Raw genomic sequence first — 14,020 nt, forward strand, 5'->3', positions numbered from 1 at the left:
CCGCTACCCTTCCAGCATGAAAGTCACCGGGCCGTCGTTGACCAGCGCCACCTGCATGTCAGCGCCAAACTGCCCGGTGGCCATCGGCGGGCCCGCTTGCCGCGCGCGCGCCACCAGGTAATCGAATAGCCGCTCGCCTTCCTCCGGCGGTGCGGCGCTGGAGAAGCCCGGCCGCAACCCCTTGCGGGTATCGGCGGCCAGCGTGAACTGGGAGACCAGCAGCAAGCCCCCCTGGGCCTGCTGCAGGTTATGGTTCATCTTGCCCGCCTCGTCACTGAACACGCGGTAATTCAGCAGCTTGTGCAACAGCTTGTCGGCATTAGCCTCGCTGTCGCCTTTTTCGACGCCGATCAGCGCCATGAGCCCGTGATCAATGGCGCCGATGACCTGCCCCTCCACCGTCACGCTGGCGGTGGTTACCCGTTGAATCAATGCCTTCACGTTACGGCTACCCTTGGAATGGCTGAAAGGCAAGAGTCTAGCGCAGTTCAGCGGCGCCCTAACAGGGCATCCCGAAAACCTTCGCCCAGCGGTTGCGGCTCGTTTTCGCCTTCCAGCTGGTAGTAGGCCCCCGCGCAGGCCGTCCAGATCATGTAGCGGAACACGCCACTGCCTAGCAGGATGTAGCGTTGGCCCTGGTCTTCGACCACACGGTCGAACTGCTAGCCGCGCTGTGGTGAACGGAGTGGATTGCTTGAGTCGCCGCGCGGTGTTTTCCTCCCAAGGCAGACGGAACAGAAACCCCTACGCTATACATGCCCATGTTATGCGTAAAGGTTCCGTACAACCAAAGGACTGGCGGCGCTACCAGGGGCGGCAGATCATCACATCGCAGTGCGGCTCGCTCAGCAGCATCTCGGTGAGCGGGTTGGGCTGCTGGGGTCGGCTGCGGCTTCCCAGCATCACCAGGTCAGGCGAATGGCGCTTGATATAGTCACCGAGCACATCGCATGGGCTGCCCGGCTCCAGAATCAGCTGGGTATCAGGCACACCCTGCAGCTCGCCCATCAGGCTATCGACTTCGTTATCCAGCGCCGTGCGCAGCCGACTGACCTCATGGTCCCGCCATTGGGCGTAGAAGGCTTGATTGCCCAATTCACGCTCGCCCGGCAGGCTCCAGGCATGCAGCAGGGTGATCTGCGCCTCCGGGAAGCGTACCAGGGCTTCCTTGAGCGTCTGGCGTGCGGTCAGGGAAAAATCGACGGGCACCACGATATGCTGCCATGCCTGCGTAGGCGGGGTGAACGCGATGACCACCGGGCACGGCGCGCTGCGCAGCACGCGCATCATGGTGGTGCCCTGCAGCAGCTCCTTCTGGCCGCGCTTGCGATGCATACCCAACACGATCAGCGATGCGTGACGCTCGTGGGCCTCTCGGACGATTTCTGCATGGGGCTCGCCCACCACGGTCTGGATCATCAGCGGAGGCAGCGCCAGAGCGTAGTCTTCACTTAAATCCGTCAGCGTGGCGCTGATATCATCACTGATGGCCTGTTCCAGGTCATGCAGGGTGCGATGCGGCAGATAAGGGTCGAGCACGTGCAGCGTGTTCAGGGAAGCACCTTGCTCCTGGGCAAGGCGCAGCGCGCGTGCGAACGCGGCGCGATTTTCCCGGGAAAGATCGGAGGCAAACAGCAGCGAGCGAGACATGGGCATGCTCCTTGGCCGAATAGCGCAGCCGGTTGGATGAAACGGGCACCCTTCAGCATGGTGCCCGTTTGCGCATCTCGCAAGCCGACTTTATCCGCGCATGCCCCAGATCAAGCTGCCACCCCCAGCGCTGTTACCACCAGGCGTGGAAGTGGTGAACCGGCCCTCGCCCTTGGCCCACGTTGAGCCGCTCGCTGGCAGCCAGGGCGTCGTGCAACCACTGTTTGGCGGTGGTGATCGCCTCGATGGGAGCTTCGCTGCTTGCCTGAGCGGGCAGCCTCGCCAGGCACGCCGTGATCGCCGATGACAGCGCACAGCCGGTGCCGTGCAGGTTGTCGGTAGCAATCCGCTCGGCGGCCAGCCAGCGCTGGCCCTGAGGTGACGCCAGCAAATCCGGACAGGTTTCGCCCCGTAGATGCCCCCCCCTTGAGCACCACGTAAGGCGCGCCCAAGGCCACCAGCGCGGGCAGCAGCGACTCCATGTCCTCCAGCGACGCGGGGCGCGCGCGGTCCAGCAGCACGGCGGCTTCGGGGAGGTTGGGAGTGATCACATCCGCCAGCGGCACCAGAATATCGCGCACGGCGCGGATGCCAGCATCGTCCACCAGGACGTCACCGCTCTTCGCGACCATCACCGGGTCCAGCACGATCCAGCGCGGGCGACGCTGCTGCAGCACGTCGGCAATGGTCTGTGCCACGTCGCGGCTGGCCACCATGCCAATTTTTACGGCATCGATGTGCACATCGGCCAACAGGTGCTCCAACTGCTGGCGAATGGCCGCCACCGGGACGCCATGCACCCCGGCGACACCGCAGGTATTTTGTGCCGTCAGTGCCGTGATCACGCTGGTGCCATAGGTGCCCAGCGCCGAGAAGGTCTTCAGGTCCGCTTGAATGCCCGCCCCGCCCGAGGGGTCGGAGCCAGCGATGGTCAGTACGTTTGCAATCATGTCGCCAATCGCTCGCTACAGGACAGAGGGCAGCCAGGTGGCGATGCCCGGAAACAGCGCCAGCGCCAACAACATGCCCAACTGCAGAATGATGAACGGGATCACGCCCTTGTAAATGGCCGACGTCGGTACGCTGGCCGGGGTCACGCCGCGCAGGTAGAACAGCGCAAAGCCGAACGGCGGGGTCAAAAACGACGTTTGCAGGTTGACCGCGATCATGATGCCCAGCCAGATGGGGTCTACGCCCATGGCCAGCAGAACGGGCCCGACGATGGGCACCACCACGAAGGTGATCTCGATAAAATCGAGAATGAAGCCCAGCAAGAAGATCACCAGCATGACCACCAGCGTGGCTCCAACGACCCCGCCCGGCATGGCTTCGAACAGCTCGGTGACCAGCTCTTCACCACCGTAAGCGCGAAACACCAACGAAAACAGCGCAGCGCCAATCAGGATCAGGAACACCATGCTGGTGACCTGCGCCGTGGAGTGGAGTGTCTCCTTGAGCATCTTGATGCTCAGCTGGCGATTGGTCGCCGCCAGCACTAGCGCGCCAAACGCCCCTACCGCCGACGCTTCGGTAGGCGTTGCAAAGCCCCCCAGAATCGAGCCAAGCACCGCCACGATCAGCAGTACCGGAGGCAGCAAGCCTTTCAGCAGCAGCGGCCAGATGCTGCCGGTGTGCCCCAGCTCGGCCTTTAGAGCCTCACGGTCCGCCGCCGGTGCCGCGTCCGCTTTCCACCACGCCACCACCAGCAGGTAAATGATGTACACCCCCACCAGCAGCAGGCCAGGCACCAGTGCACCAATGAACAGGTCACCAATGGAGAGGGTTTTCGGGCTCCACACGCCCATGGAGAGCTGCGCCTGCTGGTAGGCGTTGGAGAGCACATCGCCCAGCAGCACCAGCGCTATCGAAGGAGGAATGATCTGCCCCAGCGTACCCGTGGCACAGATCGTGCCCGTGGCCAGCGCGGGCGAGTAGCCGCGCTTCAACATCGTGGGCAGCGACAGAAGCCCCATGGTGACCACGGTGGCACCGACGATCCCCGTAGAAGCCGCCAGCAGCATGCCGACGATGACCACCGCGATACCCAGGCCGCCGCGCAGCGCGCCGAAGGCCATGGCCATGGCGTCCAGCAGCGTTTCCGCTACCCGCGACTTCTCCAGCAGCACGCCCATGAGCACGAACAGCGGCACCGCCAGCAGCGTGGCATTGGTCATGATGCCGTAAAGTCGGTTGGGCATGGCATTCATCATGCGCGCTTCGAAGGGCACGTCCATGCCCATGGACTGCAGCAGCATACCGAACCCGGCAAACGCCAATGCGGTGCCCGCCAGCGAGAGCGCCACCGGATACCCCAGCATCAACACGAGACAGACCGCCGCAAAGAGTACCAGCGGCATCATGTCTAATAAGGTCGCCAGCACTAGATGATCTCCTCATGAGTAGGGGGCGTGGTGGTCAGTTTGCCGCGCAATATCAAGGTCTGGCGAATCAGTTGCGCCACCGCCTGCAGTAGCAGCAGCGCCACCATCACCAGCATGAGCGTTTTCAATAGATAAACACCGGGAATGCCGCCATCCGGCGAGCGCTCGAGGATGGCCCAACTGCTACGCACGTAACGGTAGCTACTGAACGCAATGAAGATCGACACCGGAATCAGCAGCAGCAGCGTGCCCATCAGGTCGATCCAGGCCCGCCCACGCGCCGATAGGCGGCGATAGAAAATATCGACCCGCACATGGCCATCGCGCTTGAGGGTCCAGGCGGCGCCCAGCATGAACACTGCGGCATGCATGTACATCACCGACTCCTGCATGACGATGCTGTTGATGCCCAGCCAGTAGCGCATGATGACAATGGCAAACTGGACCAGCATCATGATGATCACCAGCCAAGCAATGGCTCGGCCAATCCCCTCGGTTACGCAGTCCAGCCAACGCAATAAACGTGGCTCTTGAGCACTCGTCGGCATAGCAGATGTCCCAGCATGAATAAAAACGGCCCAGAATCATCGCTGATTCTGGGCCTGACGTCATCCCTATTCACGGGATTAAACGCTTATCCATACGTCTGGGCGGCACGTCTGGCTATGGGCGCCCATGGGTTTGCGCGTGCTCGGCCTCTGCCAGTGCACTGAGGCAGGCTGCGGGCAAGGGCAGGTCAACCGCGATGGGCAAGTGATCGGAAAACAGATGATCCAGCACGCGCACTTCTGCGGCTTCCAGCGTTTGGGACAGCAGAATATGATCCAGCGCCCTACGCGGCTGCCAGGAGGGGTAGCTGAGCAGCGGCTTCACCGGATGCAGCGGCAACGACGTGCTGAAACGCTCGTGGGCATGCAGCTGATCCGGCGTACAGTTGAGGTCGCCCATCACGACCACGTGGCGCAGCGGCTGAATGATGTCGCTGAGGTAATCCAGCTGGCGTACCCGGCCACGGTGGCTCAAGGCCAGGTGGGCCACGAAGATGTGCAGGGCATCGGGGCCATCGCCATAGCGGGCATGAATCGCGCCCCGCCCTGGCAGCATCCCGGGAAGCCGGTGCTCTTCGATACGGCTCGGCCCCAGCCGCGACAGCAGCCCGTTGCTGTGCTGAGCGAACTGCCCCAGGTTGCGGTTCAGCTGCTGAAAATAGTGCGGGAATTTTGCCTGGGCGGCGAGAAACTCCACCTGGTTGACACGGCTGGAGCGAAAGCTGCCGCCATCCACCTCCTGGAGGCCCACCACATCGAACTGCTCGAGCACGCTGCCCATCATCGCCAGGCGCTTCAAGCGCTGGGGATGCGGCAAGAAGTGTTGCCAGCTGCGGGTGAGGTAATGGTGATAGGCAGAGGTCTGGATGCCCACCTGCAGATTGAACGTCAACAGGCGCAGGTGCCCCCGCTCCAGCAAGGGAGCGGCGGGCGCCTGTGGCGAGCCCGCAGGCTCACCGGTAGTGCCGTGTTCGAGCACGGTTATTGAGCGCGCTCGTTACGCACTTTTTCCACTAGGGCATCGGCAATGCGAGGCATGTTCTCGAGACTGCCTGCGGTTTGTGGCGATACCACATAGCGACCATCCACCACGATGGCCGGAACCCCCATCAGGCGCATTTCACGCATGCGGCTGTTGGCCTTGTTGACATCGCTGCGTACGCTGAAAGCGGTCAACGCCTGCTTGGCTTCTTCTTCACTGACGCCGTAGTTGGCGAAGAACTCGGCAATGTCGTCCGGGTCGGTCAGAGAGCGGCCATCCTGATGGATGGCATCGAAGAAGTCAGCATGCAGCTCTTCTTCGATACCCAGCGACTGAGCGGCGTAGAAGGCCGTGGCGTGGGTATTCCAGTCACCGCCCATGGTGGCCGGCATGTGGATCACACTGACGTCGTCTTCCAGCGTGTCGTACCAGTCGCTGACATGCTCTTGCAACCGGTAGCAGTGCGGGCAGCCAAACCAGAACGCTTCGGTCACTTCAATTTGGCCTTCTTCCACCTGCGTGGCGACCGGAGACGCCAGCAGCGTGTAGTGCTGGCCTTCCACCAACTCCTGGGCACTGACCGTAGCGGAAAGACCTAGACCAGCCAGGGCGACCATCAACGTTTTCAACATAGCGAGAACTCTCCAGAATAAGCGAGCCAACAAGGGCGAGGCTAAGACCACCGCTTGCACAGGCAGGTTCCCCACCCTGCCGGTTCAGCGCAGGATGGGGCACGGCATCGAGCGCTTAGTTCAGGCCCAATACGTAGTTCGCAACCGCTTCCATGTCACGATCGCTCATCTTGGAAGCGATATCGCCCATCAGGTTGTTGGGGCTGTTGGTACGCTCGCCTGATGCGAAGTCCTGCAGAGTGGAGATGGTGTACTCCACGTGCTGACCCGACAGCGCCGGATAGACGGCACTGCCGATGCCGACACCGGTGGGCGTATGGCATGCGCTGCAGGCAGGAATGCCCTTGCTCATGTCGCCTGCGCGATACAGCTCTTCACCGCGGGCGAGCAGCTCGGTATCTTCATCGCTGGTTTGACCCAGGTTGGCGTCCTGACCGGCGAAGAAGGCCGCCACGTCCCAGGCGTCCTGGTCGGAGAAGTCGTCTACTTGACCTGCCATGGTGGGCACCAGGCGGTCGCCGTCACGAATGTCCATGATCTGCTTGGCCAGATAGGACATCTGCTGCCCAGCCAGGTTGGGGAAAGCGCCCGAAGGGCTGATACCCGCTTGGCCATGACAGGCGGCGCAGGTTTGTGCCATTTCGCGGCCTGCGGCCGCATCTGCATCGGCTTCATAGTCCGTTTGGGCGTGAGCGGTGCCAACGGCACCCATGGTAATTGCCAGGCTTGCCAGTAACTTTCTCATTGCTATTCCACTATGCCGTTTGATTATTGACTGGTACGCACCCTGGGCGCTGCCCAGGCTCTGCACACTACCAGGGTCAGCTCCGCCGAAACGAACAACAGGTTGTTGGTCGCTGCTGGCTAGAACGCGATGGTACACTAGCGCCCCAGGTCGCAGTTATAAACCTCATGCATTATAACGAATCACCCAAGCGGCGGGAATGCAAGTCCATGTCTGCTTTTGGGGTAATTCGTCGCGGTACCTTGGCGATCCCTGCAGGATGGCTCGATGAGCCCTCTTTCATGTCTGTTTTCAGGAACACCATCATGTCTACCCTTCATGATAGCCCAGTCCCACGACTGAACTACCCTACTGCGCGATTCTTGATCAGCGCCCCCACGCTGGCCCTGTGCCCGGACGACACCGGCGCCGAAGTGGCATTTGCCGGGCGCTCCAATGCGGGCAAGTCTAGTGCCATCAACGCGCTGACCCAGCAGAACGCGCTGGCACGCACCTCGCGCACCCCCGGGCGCACCCAGCTGATCAACTTTTTCAGCGTGATGAACGATGAAAGTCGCCGCCTGGTCGACCTGCCCGGCTATGGCTATGCCAAAGTGCCGGAAGCGGTCAAGATCGAGTGGCAGCAGCACCTCTCCGAGTACCTGCGCGGCCGCTTCAGCCTGCGTGGCCTGGTCCTGCTCATGGACGTGCGTCACCCGCTCACCGAATTCGACCAGATGATGCTGGAGTTCGCCGACCAGCGGGGCATGCCGGTACATATTCTGCTGACCAAGGCCGACAAGCTGAAGAAAGGGCCTGCCAGCGCGGCGCTGCAGAAGGTTCGTTCACGCCTGAAAGAGTGGGAAGACCTGGTCTCGGTACAGCTCTTCTCCTCCCTCAAGCGTCAGGGCGTGGACACGCTTTCCCAGACCCTGGACCGCTGGCTGCACACGCCCGAAGAAACCGAACACTGAGCGTGCGTCAGGTGCGTCTTCAGCGGCGCTGCTCCAGCCATGCAATCAGCGTTGGCAACTCCTTCACGTGGGCAATGCGATGCACTCGGGTGGGCAGCGCCTGATCGCCACGTTCGGCCACCCAGGCCGCGTGCATGCCTAACTGCTGCGCGGGCAGCACATCCTCTTGCCACGAATCGCCCACATGCATGGCCCGGGCAGGCACGGTCGCGAGCCGTTCGAGCGCGGTCAAAAACGGCTTGGGGTCCGGCTTGGGGGCGAGCAACTCACCGGCCGCAATCGCTATGGGAAAGTGGGCGGCCAGCGGCTGGCGCTTGAGATGAATGTTGCCGTTGGTGATGGCAGCCAGCCGATAGCGCTGGGCCAGCGCGGCCAGCAAGCCATCCGCCTCCGGGTGAGGCGTGACCTGCACCCGTAGACGGTGAAACTCGTTCATCGCGGCGGCGGCCCACAGCAGCGCCGCGCTGCGCGGTAGCCCGCTGGCCTCCAGCTGCGCTTCCAGCGCCCGTAGCCGCAGCCAGGTAAAGTCGCCGCGACGCTCGGGCACTTGGCTGGCCCACTGCTGACGGCGCTGCAGGTAGTCTGCCACGCCTGTATCGTAGTCCAGTGCCAGCGGCGGTTCCTGGCGGGCCGCTCGCCAGGCCGCCAGCGCCGTCAATAACCAGCGGTAGTGGCCCTCTTCGGTGGTGAGCATGACGCCGTGGTTGTCCCACAGGGTGTCGTCCAGATCAAAGGTGATGGCATCTAACGTGACCATGTTTCGATTCTCGCCTCAACTTTCACTCTCGCGGGAACGCCGTTTGGCGCGTGGGTGGGCAGCATCGTAGCTCTCGGCCAGGTGCTGCCAGTCCAGCCGCGTGTAGACTTGGGTAGTCGATAGATTGGCATGCCCCAGCAGCTCCTGTACGGCCCGCAGGTCCTGACTGGACTCCAGCAGATGGCTGGCAAACGAGTGGCGCAGACGGTGGGGGTGAAGATGCTCTGGCAGGCCACGCAGTACCGACAGCTGGGCCAGTCGCTTTTGGATGCCGCGATGCCCTAGACGTCGCCCGCGCAGGCCGACGAACAGTGCCTGCTCTTCACTGGCAGCCAACCCGTCACGGCAGCCCAACCAGGCTTCCAGCGCCTGCCGAGCCCGGGCTCCCACCGGCACCTGGCGGGGCTTGCTGCCCTTACCCATGACCCGCACGTGGTGGCCCGCCAAGTGAGCGACATCCAGCGCAGCCAGCTCGGCCAGACGCAGCCCGCTGGAGTAAAACAGCTCCAGCATGGCCTGATCCCGCAGCGCCAGCGGCGTGCCATCATGGGGCGTATCCAGAAAGCGAGCCAACGCATCGACATCCAGCGGCCGGGGCAAGTGGCTGGGCTGCTTGGGAGTGCGCAGCAGCGCCACGGGGTTGTCCGCCCGTACCTGGCGCTCCACCAGCGCATCGGCAAACCGGGAGAGCGCCGCCCGGCGGCGCGCCAGGCTGCGGGGCGCCAGGCCACGGCTGCGCTCGGCCCCCAGGAAGGCCCGCGCCAGCGCCGTGTCCCAGCCATGGGGCTGAGTGACGCCGCGCTGCAGGGCAAACTGGCAGAACGCGTTCAGATCCTGCCGATACGCAGCCACCGTCGCCGGGCTGGCATGGCTGGCCAGATGGGCCAGATAGCCCTCTATCGCCTGCGCCAGCGGAGAGTCACTCTCCATGGGGTACCGAACCCAGCGGCCCCAAGCGCAGCAACAGCCGAGCAACGATATCCCCCAGATACTCGGTAAACAGCGTATCCATGCTGGCGCGGTAGCACTCGGGGTCGGGGCTGGCGAGCAGCAGATAGCCCAGGGATTCGCCTGCGGAAAGCCGCGTAATCGCACAAGAGCCCGCCTTGCGCGGGGGCTTGGCATGGGGCAGCAGACACTTCCAGTCGCTGACGCTGAGCTTGGCGCAGCGGCTGGTGCGACCATCCAGCAACGCCGCCAGGCGGGCACCGGCGTGCTGGTCCAGCACATGCCGGGGCGCTTGCGGCGGCGCGGGCTCTGCGTCACTCAAGGAGGCCGGGCACCACAGCGCCATGGCGGGCGTCTGGAAACGCTCGCTCAATTGGGTCGCCAGCGCTTGCGCCAAGGCATCGCGGTCTTCTGCTTCTACCAGGCTGAGCAGCGTTTCGCGCAGGCGGCGGTACTGGGCCTCGTTATGGCGGGCGGTTTCCAGCAGGTGCTCCAGGCGGCCCTCCGCCGTTTCGGCCCGCTGGCGCAGGTCGATGACCAGCCGTTCGAGCAGCGACACCGCTCCCTCGATATGCGGATGCGGGACTTTCAGCTGTTGCAGCAGCCCTTCACGACCGATGAAAAAATCGGGATGGCGGGCCAGCCAGAACGCGACCTGGTCCGGGTCCAGCGTTTTACGCGGCTCAGGGGCTTGAGACATCGCCGTTCTCCTCGAATCAGTTGAGTGATACCCGACCGTCGAACACTCGGGTAGCGGGCCCCACCATGACCAGCGAGGCTTCTGGGCCAGGCCACTCGATACTCAGCTGGCCACCCGGCAGGGAGACCTTGACCGGGCTCTTCAGCAGCCCCTGACGAATGCCACTGGCCACCGCCGCACAGGCCCCGGTCCCGCAGGCCAGCGTTTCCCCGCTGCCTCGCTCGAAGACCCGCAGGCGAATCTCGTTGGGCGACACGACCTGCATGAAGCCCACGTTGACGCGCTTGGGAAAGCGAGGATGCGACTCCAGCAGCGGACCCAGCCGTTCGACGGGCGCACGCTCGACATCCTCGACCTGGAGCACGGCATGGGGGTTCCCCATGGAAACCACTCCAAGGGAGAGCGTTTCACCGTCTACCTCCACCTCGTGGAGAGGCTGGTCGCCGGTGGCTTCGAAGGGCAGCGTGGCCGGATTGAAGCGCGGCGCGCCCATGTCCACCCGCACCATGCCATCGTGCTGGACGTTGAGTACCAGCGGGCCGCCAGCGGTCTCCACGTGAATTTCGTGCTTGTGGGTCAGGCGCTGGTCACGCACGAAGCGGGCAAAGCAGCGCGCTCCGTTACCGCAGTTTTCCACCTCGCTACCGTCGGCGTTGTAGATACGATAACGAAAGTCCATGTCCGGGTCGCGCGGGGGTTCGACGATCAGCAGTTGATCAAAACCGATACCAAAGCGCCGATCCGCCAACTGGCGGATCTGCTCGTCGCGCAGGCGGGCACGCTGGGTGACCAGATCGATCACCATGAAGTCGTTGCCCAGCCCGTGCATCTTGGTGAAGTGCAGCAGCATCAGCGCGCCCCTTCCGGCAGCAGCGCTTCGCCCGCCCACAGGCTTTCCAGACTTTCCCGCGCACGCACCACGTGGTAGCGGTCACCGTCCACCATCACTTCCGGCGGGCGTGGGCGGCTGTTGTAGTTCGAGGCCATCACGAAACCGTAAGCGCCCGCAGAGCGCACCGCCAGCAGGTCGCCTTCGGCAATCGCCAGTTCCCGCTCCTTGCCCAGGAAGTCGCCGGTTTCACACACCGGGCCGACCACGTCGTAGGTAGCCGGCTCACGGGGCGTGCGGGTATCCACCGGCACGATGGCCTGCCACGCCTGATACAGCGCCGGGCGAATCAGGTCGTTCATGGCCGCATCGACGATGGCAAAGTTCTTGGTTTCACCAGGCTTCAGGAACTCCACCCGAGTGAGCATCAGGCCCGCGTTGGCCGCAATGGAACGGCCCGGCTCGAACAGTAGCGTCAGGGTCTCGCCGCCTTCCCAGCGGGAGAGGCGCGCCAGCAGCTGGCTGGCGTAGTCGAAGGGCTGGGGCGGCTTCTCGTCGCGGTAAGGCACGCCCAGGCCACCTCCCAGGTCCAGGTGGTCGATCTCGATACCCTGCTCGCGCAGGCGCTCCATCAGCAGCAGCAGGCGCTCCAGGGCATCCAGGAACGGGGCGGTTTCGGTCAGCTGTGAGCCGATATGGCAATCCAGCCCCGTCACGCGCAAATGGGGCAGGCTGGCAGCCAGTTGATACACGTCCAGCGCATCATCGACGGGAATGCCGAACTTGTTGTCCTTCAAGCCGGTCGAGATGTACGGGTGGGTACCCGCATCGACATCCGGATTGACGCGCAGCGAGACCGGGGCGATTTTCCCCAGCTCACCCGCCACGGCGTTCAGGCGCTCCAGCTCCGGGCGCGACTCGACGTTGAAGCACTTGATCCCGACTTCAAGGGCCCGAGCCATTTCATGGGGCTGCTTGGCCACGCCGGAGAACACCACCTTGGCGGGGTCGCCTCCCGCCTTGAGCACCCGCTCCAGCTCACCCACCGAGACGATATCGAACCCGGCACCCAGACGTGCCAGCAGGCCCAGTACCGCCAGGTTGGAATTGGCTTTCACCGCATAGCAGATCAGGTGCGGATGGCCGCCCAGCGCTTCGGTGTAGGCCCGGAAGTGGCGTTCCAGGGTGGCTTTGGAGTAGACGTAACAGGGCGTGCCCAGTTCGGCGGCCAGCGTCGTCAGCGGCACGTCTTCGGCATAGAGCACGCCATCGCGATAGTTAAAGTGATCCATTACCCCTCCTGCTCGGCGGCCGAATCGGATGTATCGTCAGGCAAGTAGAGCGGCCCTTTCTGGCCGCAGCCCACCAGCAGCAGCGCCACCAGCAGCAGCGCGCCCAAGGCACTGGCAACGCGCATCATGAGGCACCCTGGAGCGCTTTCAGCGCGTCACGGGCACGGCTGGCGGCGGCACGCACCTGGTCCGGTGCCGTGCCACCAATGTGATTACGCGCCGCCACCGAGCCCTCCAGTGTCAGCACCTCGAAAACGTCCTGCTCGATGATCGCGGAGAACTGCTGCAGCTCTTCCAGCGTCATTTCCGAGAGGTCTTTCTTGCTCTTCAGGCCGTAGGCCACGGAGAGGCCGACAATTTCGTGAGCATCACGGAAAGCCACGCCCTTGCGTACCAGATAGTCGGCCAGGTCGGTGGCAGTCGAGAATCCACGCCGCGCAGCCTCGTACATGCTGTCTTTCTTCGGCTCGATGGCGGGCACCATGTCGGCAAAGGCTTTCAGACAGTCGCGCACGGTATCGACGGCATCGAACAGCGGCTCCTTGTCTTCCTGGTTATCCTTGTTGTAGGCCAGCGGCTGGGACTTCATCAGCGTCAACAGCGCCATCAGGTGGCCATACACGCGGCCTGTCTTGCCACGCACCAGCTCGGGCACGTCGGGGTTTTTCTTCTGCGGCATGATCGAGGAGCCGGTGCAGAAGCGGTCAGGCAGATCGATGAAATTGAACTGCGCGCTGGTCCACAGCACCAGCTCTTCGCTCATGCGCGAGAGGTGCATCAGCAGGATACTGGCGAAGCTGGTGAATTCGATGGCAAAGTCGCGATCCGACACGGCATCCAGCGAGTTTTCCGATGGGCGCTCGAAGCCCAGCAGCTCGGCGGTCACGTGGCGGTCGATGGGGTACGTGGTGCCCGCCAACGCTGCCGAACCCAGCGGCATCACGTTGACCCGCTTGCGGCAATCCAGCAGGCGCTCGTGATCGCGGGCCAGCATTTCCTGCCAGGCCAGCAGGTGGTGGCCGAAAGTGACCGGCTGTGCCGTCTGCAGGTGGGTAAAGCCAGGCATGATGGTATCGGCTTCCCGCTCGGCCAGCGTGATCATGCCATCGCGCAGCCTTGTCAGTTCGGCCTCGATCACATCGATTTCATCACGCATGAACAGGCGAATATCGGTGGCCACCTGGTCGTTGCGCGAACGGCCAGTGTGCAGCTTCTTGCCAGTGATGCCGATCTTGTCGGTCAGCCGCGCTTCGATGTTCATGTGCACGTCTTCCAACGGCACCGACCACTGGAACTCGCCGCGCTCGATCTCGCCCTGAATCTCGGTCAGGCCATTGATGATGGCGTCACGCTCGTCCTCGGTGAGTACCCCCACCCGCGCCAGCATGGTGGCGTGGGCAATCGAGCCCTGAATATCCTGGCGCGCCAAGCGCTGGTCGAAATTCACAGACGCGGTGAAGCGTGCGACAAAGGCATCGGTAGGCTCGCTGAAGCGGCCGCCCCAGGACTGATTCGTAGCTTGGCTCATCGGTGATATATCCTGCTGACAAAACTAAAGGAGTCGTTACCGGAAAGTGTACCAGAGTCACCCCGCCGAGCGGCA

Annotated in this window: 16 protein-coding genes and 1 pseudogene; 1 reads left to right on the forward strand and 16 read right to left on the reverse strand. The window is 63.5% G+C overall.

Annotation, left to right across the window (positions count from 1 at the left end):
- Positions 1 to 3 precede the first annotated feature (3 nt).
- From dtd to HSS18214_RS0111560, 9 genes and pseudogenes are all read right to left on the reverse strand, one after another.
- Positions 4 to 441, reverse strand: a complete 438-nt coding sequence (gene dtd, locus HSS18214_RS0111520; RefSeq protein WP_026001896.1) for a D-aminoacyl-tRNA deacylase — start codon at positions 439 to 441, stop codon at positions 4 to 6.
- A 47-nt stretch (positions 442 to 488) separates the two neighbouring features.
- A complete protein-coding gene (locus HSS18214_RS19110) occupies positions 489 to 650 on the reverse strand; it encodes a hypothetical protein (RefSeq protein WP_016915449.1) in 162 nt (53 codons plus the stop codon).
- A gap of 154 nt (positions 651 to 804) precedes the next feature.
- Positions 805 to 1,650: a universal stress protein gene (locus HSS18214_RS0111530; protein ID WP_016915450.1), complete on the reverse strand. Its 846-nt coding sequence runs from the start codon at positions 1,648 to 1,650 to the stop codon at positions 805 to 807.
- Between the two features lie 133 nt (positions 1,651 to 1,783).
- Positions 1,784 to 2,600: pseudogene (gene thiD / locus HSS18214_RS18185) on the reverse strand (bifunctional hydroxymethylpyrimidine kinase/phosphomethylpyrimidine kinase).
- Between the two features lie 15 nt (positions 2,601 to 2,615).
- Positions 2,616 to 4,031 carry a TRAP transporter large permease gene (locus HSS18214_RS0111540; protein ID WP_016915451.1) on the reverse strand — a complete coding sequence of 472 codons (1,416 nt, stop codon included), beginning with the start codon at positions 4,029 to 4,031 and terminating at the stop codon, positions 2,616 to 2,618.
- Complete coding sequence (locus HSS18214_RS0111545; protein WP_026001897.1) at positions 4,031 to 4,579, reverse strand: TRAP transporter small permease subunit; 549 nt, start codon at positions 4,577 to 4,579, stop codon at positions 4,031 to 4,033. The genes HSS18214_RS0111540 and HSS18214_RS0111545 overlap by 1 nt, the downstream gene beginning before the upstream one ends.
- 115 nt (positions 4,580 to 4,694) lie before the next feature.
- Positions 4,695 to 5,558: an endonuclease/exonuclease/phosphatase family protein gene (locus tag HSS18214_RS0111550; protein WP_016915453.1), complete on the reverse strand. Its 864-nt coding sequence runs from the start codon at positions 5,556 to 5,558 to the stop codon at positions 4,695 to 4,697.
- A 2-nt stretch (positions 5,559 to 5,560) separates the two neighbouring features.
- Entirely contained in the window at positions 5,561 to 6,193 is a 633-nt protein-coding gene (locus HSS18214_RS0111555; RefSeq protein ID WP_016915454.1) for a thiol:disulfide interchange protein DsbA/DsbL, read from the reverse strand.
- 115 nt (positions 6,194 to 6,308) lie between these two features.
- Positions 6,309 to 6,938: a c-type cytochrome gene (locus HSS18214_RS0111560; protein ID WP_026001898.1), complete on the reverse strand. Its 630-nt coding sequence runs from the start codon at positions 6,936 to 6,938 to the stop codon at positions 6,309 to 6,311.
- 305 nt (positions 6,939 to 7,243) lie between these two features.
- Here HSS18214_RS0111560 and yihA point away from each other — a divergent pair, with 305 nt between their 5' ends.
- A complete protein-coding gene (yihA, locus tag HSS18214_RS0111565) occupies positions 7,244 to 7,891 on the forward strand; it encodes a ribosome biogenesis GTP-binding protein YihA/YsxC (RefSeq protein WP_016915456.1) in 648 nt (215 codons plus the stop codon).
- Between the two features lie 19 nt (positions 7,892 to 7,910).
- Here yihA and HSS18214_RS0111570 read toward each other — a convergent pair whose 3' ends face one another.
- Genes HSS18214_RS0111570 through argH form a run of 7 tightly spaced genes read right to left on the reverse strand, consistent with a single transcriptional unit; the run spans position 7,911 to position 13,945 of the window.
- Positions 7,911 to 8,648, reverse strand: coding sequence for an HAD family hydrolase (locus tag HSS18214_RS0111570; RefSeq protein ID WP_016915457.1), 738 nt, complete (start codon positions 8,646 to 8,648; stop codon positions 7,911 to 7,913).
- Between the two features lie 15 nt (positions 8,649 to 8,663).
- Entirely contained in the window at positions 8,664 to 9,578 is a 915-nt protein-coding gene (locus HSS18214_RS0111575; protein ID WP_016915458.1) for a tyrosine recombinase XerC, read from the reverse strand.
- Positions 9,568 to 10,296 carry a DUF484 family protein gene (locus tag HSS18214_RS0111580; RefSeq protein WP_016915459.1) on the reverse strand — a complete coding sequence of 243 codons (729 nt, stop codon included), beginning with the start codon at positions 10,294 to 10,296 and terminating at the stop codon, positions 9,568 to 9,570. Before HSS18214_RS0111580 ends, HSS18214_RS0111575 begins: the two co-directional genes overlap by 11 nt.
- 16 nt (positions 10,297 to 10,312) lie before the next feature.
- The gene (gene dapF, locus HSS18214_RS0111585) at positions 10,313 to 11,146 is read right to left on the reverse strand and encodes a diaminopimelate epimerase (RefSeq protein WP_016915460.1); all 834 of its coding nucleotides are present in this window, start codon (positions 11,144 to 11,146) and stop codon (positions 10,313 to 10,315) included.
- Positions 11,146 to 12,417 (reverse strand): diaminopimelate decarboxylase, encoded by a 1,272-nt coding sequence (lysA, locus tag HSS18214_RS0111590; protein WP_016915461.1) that lies wholly within the window; start codon positions 12,415 to 12,417, stop codon positions 11,146 to 11,148. The genes dapF and lysA overlap by 1 nt, the downstream gene beginning before the upstream one ends.
- Positions 12,417 to 12,542, reverse strand: a complete 126-nt coding sequence (gene lptM / locus HSS18214_RS18830) for an LPS translocon maturation chaperone LptM (protein WP_016915462.1) — start codon at positions 12,540 to 12,542, stop codon at positions 12,417 to 12,419. The genes lysA and lptM overlap by 1 nt, the downstream gene beginning before the upstream one ends.
- Positions 12,542 to 13,945, reverse strand: a complete 1,404-nt coding sequence (argH, locus tag HSS18214_RS0111600) for an argininosuccinate lyase (protein ID WP_016915463.1) — start codon at positions 13,943 to 13,945, stop codon at positions 12,542 to 12,544. Before argH ends, lptM begins: the two co-directional genes overlap by 1 nt.
- Positions 13,946 to 14,020 lie beyond the last annotated feature (75 nt).

This window comes from Vreelandella stevensii S18214 (assembly GCF_000275725.1).
Classification (GTDB): domain Bacteria; phylum Pseudomonadota; class Gammaproteobacteria; order Pseudomonadales; family Halomonadaceae; genus Vreelandella; species Vreelandella stevensii.